Raw genomic sequence first — 6,596 nt, forward strand, 5'->3', positions numbered from 1 at the left:
GCGTTCGGCCCCAACGGTGCGCCCGCCGCGCCGCATCGCGACCGTGGCGCGGCCCGCAGGCCGCCGTCACATCCGCCTCCATCATCGTGCCGAGCGCCTCGATCCCTGCTGCAAGGCAGAACCGATCGAAGCTCGCCCGCACTTCCGCAAACGCTTCGTCCACAGCCCCGGTCGCCGGCCAACCAGCCGGTGTGATATCTCTCGTCATGGCGTTGCTCTCCTTTGTGGAATCAGCACCCCGAGCCTACCGGCTTAAGGTGGGCAACGCCGACCTCTTCAGAAATTCAACAGAACCCGGGCCATCCCCGTCGGCGGAGCGAATAGCCACATTTTCCGCTACGATCAGAAATTGCTTTCGCCTCGTAGCGCGCGCGCCTCCGACAATTGCGCCATTGCGCTGGCGATGTTGGCTTCGTCACTGTCAGCACAGAACAGCTGCCCGCTGAAGCGAGCTTCCGCGAACGGTCCCGCCATCGCGATCAAGGCTTCCGTCTCTCGTCGACACGAATACGGGCGTGGGAGGGAAGTACATTTATATCGGGCATACTCTAGGCGACAGTAATCCGGTGACGTCGACAATTTCATTGCATATGACGAAGCGCAAAGAAACCCGCCCCCCGGTTGGCAATGGACCGGTCAAGATCTGAAGGAAGGAGCAGGTGGGAAGTTCATCTACATGGTCTGGAAAACGACGAGTCGAGCAAGCGACCCATCACAGCCCTGCTACTGCTTCCAACCGAGCAATCCAAGTCGCCTGCTATCAGTGGGTATGAGCCGATCAGTCAAGACCTAAATCAAGGTGCCGGGGGCTCATTCATCTGACCGTATTACAGCACGACCGTCCCGATGCGGAAGAAGCAAGAAGCCGTACTTTTAAAACAGTAGACGAGCCAGGGCCGCACTGGCGCCCGCGCTGCGGCTAGGCTCGGCGGGGGTTGGTTCGATTCGGGCGACACTGGTCTCATGCGTTACCCGCGAACGATGGACGTCGATTAATGTGCATGGCGGTTCGCCAGACACTGCTAAGCAATCAACGAACTCGCGGCTTGGCCTCTCTCCCGCTCATAGTCCGGGCCGGATGTGCAGGATCAATCGGAAACACTCGCCTGAAATCAAAGCTAGCATGGCAGAACTTATGCGCTCGGGTAACCGACGGGCAGATCCGCAGATTGCACATGGTTCGAAGCCACTCAAAGAAGCACAAGCCTTCAGCTCGACGGCAAGCTGCGACAAGCCATTCCAGCACACACAGGTGCGGCCATCATTCGGTTGGCATCCGTAAGCGGGATTCGCAAATGGAACGATATGGAATAACTCGGCCAATGGCGGAGCCCACAGCCAATCAGGCCAATAGAGCTGAGCTTGCGTGTCTGCCGACTAATCGCGGCTCGCTCGACATGCCAAGGCCGCTTCCTGAAGAAGCGTCATTAGCGATTGCCAGCCATGCGTGCCGAAGCTGAAGCCACCGCCATAGTAACCATAACCGCGATCGTCGTAGCCAGGGCTGCCGTGACAGCCGTAGCTCCGGCGCATCACATAGCCGTCGTCATAGCCGTAATAGCGCTGGACGTAGCGGGGCCCGCGGGTGGAAGCAGCGGCCGCACTCGTTGCGGCGTATGCGTCGTTTTCAGGCCACGGCTTTGAGGGCTTGAGCGCGGTAGGCCCAGGGCAGTAGCTGGTCGATGTCGCGGTTTGGATGCCCGTTGACGATCCTTGTCAGGACGTCGGTGAGATACGCGTCGAGCGCGTCGGTGATAGCGGTCACGAGATCGCTGGAAATCAGAACCTGACTCAGCGCCGCATTGGTGTGGAGGTCGGGGGGCCCACGGAAGCTAGGGTGGTGGCAACGTCGGGGTTCCCGCTGAGCTGCTGGGCGATCTGCACGTCATCAGGGTTCAACGGAGCGGTTGCCGAGCCGAACCTGATGTCCTGGCGCACGCCTGCCTGTTCGGCCGCGTGCCTGCCCCACGCCGCGGCCTAAGCCTTGAGCTGAGCGATGTCCTGATCCGTGAGCGTCTGCTTGTTCCGCAGTGGGCTCGGCAAGCCGGCTCTAGCCGGCCGTGTACTGGCCGCACCGGTGCCGCGCCCAGCGTCTTAGCTTGGATCCGTATCGCGTCAGCCTGCTGCTTGATGCCCGTGATCCCGAGGGCTGCCTTTTCAGCTAGGCACCGTCTTGGGTAAACAGCTACGAGAAATCGGTCGAGTATTTCAGCGCCTGGTTTAGGCCCGCCGCCCGTGAGTGCACCGCGGTAGCGCTCTCGTCTCGTGAAACGCCTTTGTACTGTCCTGACGCCTGGAGCAACTGAACGCTCAAGATGCTGAGGCTTGTGCGCTGCTCGGCCATCTCCTTTCGTCAATTGTTATCGCCTGTGCCGCGGCGGCGACGCGCGCCCTTCGATTTCGTTCGTTGCAACTTCAGACACTTTCGTCCTGGGCTGTGTCGACCTCTTTCTTCCGCCCGCCGACACCACTACCCTCCTCGTTGTGTTATGTCTCGATGATCACCTTCAAGGCCCCGGTCTCTGCCGCACGCGAGAACATGTCGTAGGCCTCCATGATCTCGTCGAGCTTGACGCGGTGTGTAATCAGCAGCTTCGGTTCGATGCGGTGGGAAAAGACCGTCTTCAGCAGCATGGGCGTCGAGACAGTGTCCACCAGCCGCGTGGTGATCGATATGTTCTGGGACCAGAGCCGTTCCAGATGCAGATCGACCTTGACGCCGTGTACGCCAGCGTTTGCCACGACGCCGCCCGGCGAGACGATGTCGGTACAGAGTTTGAAAGTCGCCGGTACACCGACGGCCTCAACGGCAGCATCCACGCCCTCTCCCCCCGTGAGCGCGCGAACCTTCTCAACTGCTTTGCCGTCGGCGCTGTTGACCGTCTGTGTTGCGCCAAACTGGCGCGCAATGGCGAGACGCTTGTCATCGACATCGATCATGATGATCTCGGCAGGCGAGTAGAATTGTGCGGTCAGCAGCGTAGCCAAGCCGACGGGGCCGGCACCGACGATGGCGACGGCGGAGCCGGGCGAGATCTTGCCGTTGAGCACGCCGCACTCGAATCCGGTGGGAAGGATGTCGCTGAGCATGACGAGAGCTCCCTCATCGACCCCATCAGGCAAATGGTGGAGACTGGTGTCGGCATGCGGCGTCCGGACATATTCGGCCCGCGTGCCGTCGATCTTGTTGCCGAGGATCCACCCGCCGGTGCGACAGTGCGAATACATACCTCTCCGGCAGAAGTCGCATTTGCCGCAGGACGATATGCAGGAGATGAGGACGCGGTCACCCGCCTTGAAAGCGGTCACGCCACCGCCAACCTGGTCAACGACGCCCACGCCCTCATGGCCTAGAATTCGGCCGGGCTGACAGGTCGTTACATCGCCCTTGAGGATGTGGAGATCAGTGCCGCAGATCGTGGTTTTCACGATCCGCACGATGGCGTCTCCGGATTCCAGGATGGCCGGTTTCGGTCGCTGCGCGAGAGACTTTTTACCGGGCCCCTCGAAGATGAGCGCTTTCATTTCGCATCACCTCCTTGCGTATTCAGTCCGCCGGTTTTGCCTCGGGCAATTGCCATCGTCGCCCGGTAGAGCCGAACCGTGTAGTTCCAGACTTTGGTGATCGGCAGGCAGTTTTGGATCTTGCCGTCGTAGCCTCCAAACTGGCACCGCAACTGAGCCGTCCGAGCCAGCCGCGCACTGAGCTTGCGAACGCATCGGTGGTCATGCCGGCATACGGCACCGCCATTAATCTGCACCAGGCCCTTCTCGCCGCTGGCGGCAAGCGCCCTGCTGTCCTTCTCCAGAATCGCTTTGAACGGCTGCCGCGGAAGAGCGCGCGCTCGACCACGCTGATCTCGGCGTCGAGTACAGGATCGTGGGCAGCGAGCCGCAATGCCTCGATCGCATGCGTGGCGCGACCGGTTCGAACTGTTGCAGCCAGTCGCGCGCGAACACGTCGCGCAATACGCCTCACGACCGGCGTGCGCCGGACGTACCAACCGGCGATGCGCCGCTCGCTGACGGGTTTGCCTCGATATGCAGGTCACCGCATCGAAATGCGTCACGTAGATTCTTTGCGCGCCGACGTCTGAAGCGACGATTGAGCGGGGTAGAGCATGAGCCCGTCTCGGACAGCAACTTTCGCCGGCGACAACAGCATCGTCGGAATGCCCTCGGTCCTCGATAGTGACGGTTCGCGTCACGGCATTCCCGGTCTCGAGCTGATCCGACGAGCGATTGATGGTCAGCGCGATCGACAGACTGCCTGCAGCGAGGAAGGGCAGATCGGATGCCACATGCGGGATGAGGGCTGAAATGCGATCCGGGGGAGCGTGAGCGTTGCCTCGCGTGTGGCCGGCGGATCGACCGCGTATTTGGCGACGATCGTCAGACCAGAGATCGCATAACTGCCCGGCTCCTGCGGATGGATCGCGAATTCGAACCGGACGCCGCCATAAGTGAGGCCGTCGCGCTCTTCGCTCTCATTGGGGCTGCGCAGCAGGCGCGTCAGGGCATTTGACGGTTGGAACTCTGGCAGCTTGGGCGGCGCCGTCATGTAGTTCGGCGCCAGCACCTCGATCCGCTGCGTGGCGGCCTGTCTCACCACGACGCAGGGCGGATCGAGCGTCACCCGCAGGATCGGCTCGGGCGTGTTTTTCTGAGCGTGGGCCGCGCATGGCGCCAGCGAGCCAAGCATCGGGGCTGCGTTAGACAGCGGATACCTCATTGCTTCGCTCCCGCCGGCTGCGTCGCATCCTGGGGGGCATATTTCAGCTTGAGGACATCAGCAGGCGTGGCCTGAACCTGTCCAGGCTTCAGCGGCGCGGGACGTGGTCAGGTCTGCCGGTGTAACCTGATCTTCTGGCCGCCCTTCTGGGCTGGGTCGATCCGACGGCCTGCCAAATAGTCAAGCCCCTCATCGACGACAATTGCCGCAAGCGATCAACTACCAATGCTCGCAATTGACCTGCTGATGGGGCATGACCACCCTAGTTAATGATCGTCACTGAAAACTGTGCCGATCCGGCTGCATCACATGCGTTGAGGCATAAAGTCATCATCGGCCGATGAGCACGAAAAGGATATGGCTAAAACACACTTGGTATGTTTCCTTCAACCAGTCGAAGGGGCCAAATCGATACCCCATTCGAGAAACCAGAACCTTTCCAAGTGAGGCTGACGCGAAGAGATTCGCGGACGAACTGCTGAACAGTCCACCCGCGAGTTCGACTACCATACTGGCTGGCACGATAAACCCACATTATCCAAGGCGCGTAGTCGGATCGAGCGACATAGTACGTTGGATACGTGGTCGCAACTGACATAATCGACATTCATTCGATCCCCATCAGAAAATAGTCTCGAGCGCTTCAGATTTCTGTGGGACGCCGATCGTGAGACTACGATCCACTACCATCTCTGAACCGGTAATGTAAGAGGACTCGTCGCTGAGTGGGAACACCACTGCCTCAACGCTGTCTGCTCGGCCGTTAACGACGGGACGAATGCGTTTCCGGTCCCTCTAATCTTTGGCGCCCCGAATGCATCGTACCGCGCCGGAACCGAGAGCGGCGGAAGCGCGGATCTGATCAGCAGCATCTCCGCGATCGTCGCATTTACCGGAGAAGCGCGCCACCCTCGATATGCTCATAGAGCCGCCAGCCCACTGTCAGGAGCAAGCGTGAGCCTCGCTGCGCTCAGCTGAGGCTGAGTTAACGGCTCGGCAGTCGCAATGACCGACTTTGCCAACCACCAGTACACGGAGCGCATATTATGTCGCATATGGCGAATGGGAAAATTCTGGATCGACGAAGGAGAGCGGCGAACTTTGGATGCCTTGGGCCGCTCCTCAGCGAGGCATCTCGCCAATAACATCTCGCCCGATCTCCGTGCCGACGCTATCGAGCACCGCGACGCCATGGTCCCACCTCCGCCGCCGCCGACGATGAAATCAGGGCGAATTGACACCATGACTCCCTCGATCTCGATAGCCTCGAAGGTTGGCGCCGCACTGGAGCGCTATGGGCCGGTGATCCATCCCGGACTCGTGCAGCGCAACTAGCAAGCGCTCTTCGGTCTCAGTCCAGCTATTGAGTCCGTTCGCACGCGTTCGTCCCGTTCCGCTTCCGAAAAATCATCGCTGATTGCCGGAATGTACACATGCCCTAATTCTCTCCGGCTAGGGCGAGACAATGAAACGGGCCGCGTCACGCCAACGGCCCCTTATGCCGGTAAAAACCTGTTCGAATAGCCGTCAAGGTCTAGCAGGCTGTTGAAAAAGGTGCTCGCCGCCGACCAGCGACCGTGATTCATTGGCTCTGACGAGATTCGGAGATGGTGCGTGCGCGGCGGCGACAATCGAACGGGCGAGCTGTTCAGCTACGTCGATCTGGAGGCGCGGGTGCGGCGTGACCATCCGCTGCGAGCGATCCGGACGATCGTGAACGAGGCGCTGTCGACGCTGGAGCGCGAGTTTGCCGCGCTCTATTCGCCGATTGGGCGGCCGTCGATCCCGCCGGAGAAGCTGCTGCGGGCGATGCTGTTGCAAGCGTTTATTCGATCCGCTCGGAGCGGCTTTTGATCGAACGGCT

The 6,596-nt window shown here is 60.6% G+C and carries 5 protein-coding genes and 3 pseudogenes; 3 read left to right on the forward strand and 5 right to left on the reverse strand.

The window, feature by feature from the left end:
* The 4 genes and pseudogenes from K359_RS56115 to K359_RS0146195 form a co-directional block, all read right to left on the reverse strand.
* Nucleotides 1-208 (reverse strand): annotated as a pseudogene (locus K359_RS56115) (IS256 family transposase); the annotation flags it as partial.
* Between the two features lie 134 nt (nt 209-342).
* On the reverse strand, nt 343-483 hold the full coding sequence (locus tag K359_RS62675; RefSeq protein ID WP_156929095.1) for a hypothetical protein: 141 nt from the start codon (nt 481-483) through the stop codon (nt 343-345).
* 1,144 nt (nt 484-1,627) lie between these two features.
* Nucleotides 1,628-1,735, reverse strand: a pseudogene (locus K359_RS60405) (transposase domain-containing protein); the annotation flags it as partial.
* 752 nt (nt 1,736-2,487) lie between these two features.
* The gene (locus K359_RS0146195) at nt 2,488-3,525 is read right to left on the reverse strand and encodes a zinc-dependent alcohol dehydrogenase family protein (RefSeq protein ID WP_029085061.1); all 1,038 of its coding nucleotides are present in this window, start codon (nt 3,523-3,525) and stop codon (nt 2,488-2,490) included.
* Between the two features lie 14 nt (nt 3,526-3,539).
* Here K359_RS0146195 and K359_RS62680 point away from each other — a divergent pair, with 14 nt between their 5' ends.
* Complete coding sequence (locus K359_RS62680; RefSeq protein WP_156929096.1) at nt 3,540-4,097, forward strand: hypothetical protein; 558 nt, start codon at nt 3,540-3,542, stop codon at nt 4,095-4,097.
* Nucleotides 4,098-4,249: 152 nt separating this feature from the next.
* On the opposite strand, the gene K359_RS56120 is transcribed toward K359_RS62680, so the two are convergent.
* On the reverse strand, nt 4,250-4,702 hold the full coding sequence (locus K359_RS56120) for a hypothetical protein (protein ID WP_029085062.1): 453 nt from the start codon (nt 4,700-4,702) through the stop codon (nt 4,250-4,252).
* Between the two features lie 1,035 nt (nt 4,703-5,737).
* Here K359_RS56120 and K359_RS62685 point away from each other — a divergent pair.
* Together K359_RS62685 and K359_RS0146210 are read left to right on the forward strand one after the other, a co-directional pair.
* The gene (locus tag K359_RS62685; RefSeq protein WP_156929097.1) at nt 5,738-6,067 is read left to right on the forward strand and encodes a hypothetical protein; all 330 of its coding nucleotides are present in this window, start codon (nt 5,738-5,740) and stop codon (nt 6,065-6,067) included.
* A gap of 279 nt (nt 6,068-6,346) precedes the next feature.
* Nucleotides 6,347-6,596: pseudogene (locus tag K359_RS0146210) on the forward strand (transposase); the annotation flags it as partial.

Origin of the sequence: Bradyrhizobium sp. th-b2 (assembly GCF_000426785.1) — a bacterium.
Lineage (GTDB): Bacteria > Pseudomonadota > Alphaproteobacteria > Rhizobiales > Xanthobacteraceae > Bradyrhizobium > Bradyrhizobium septentrionale.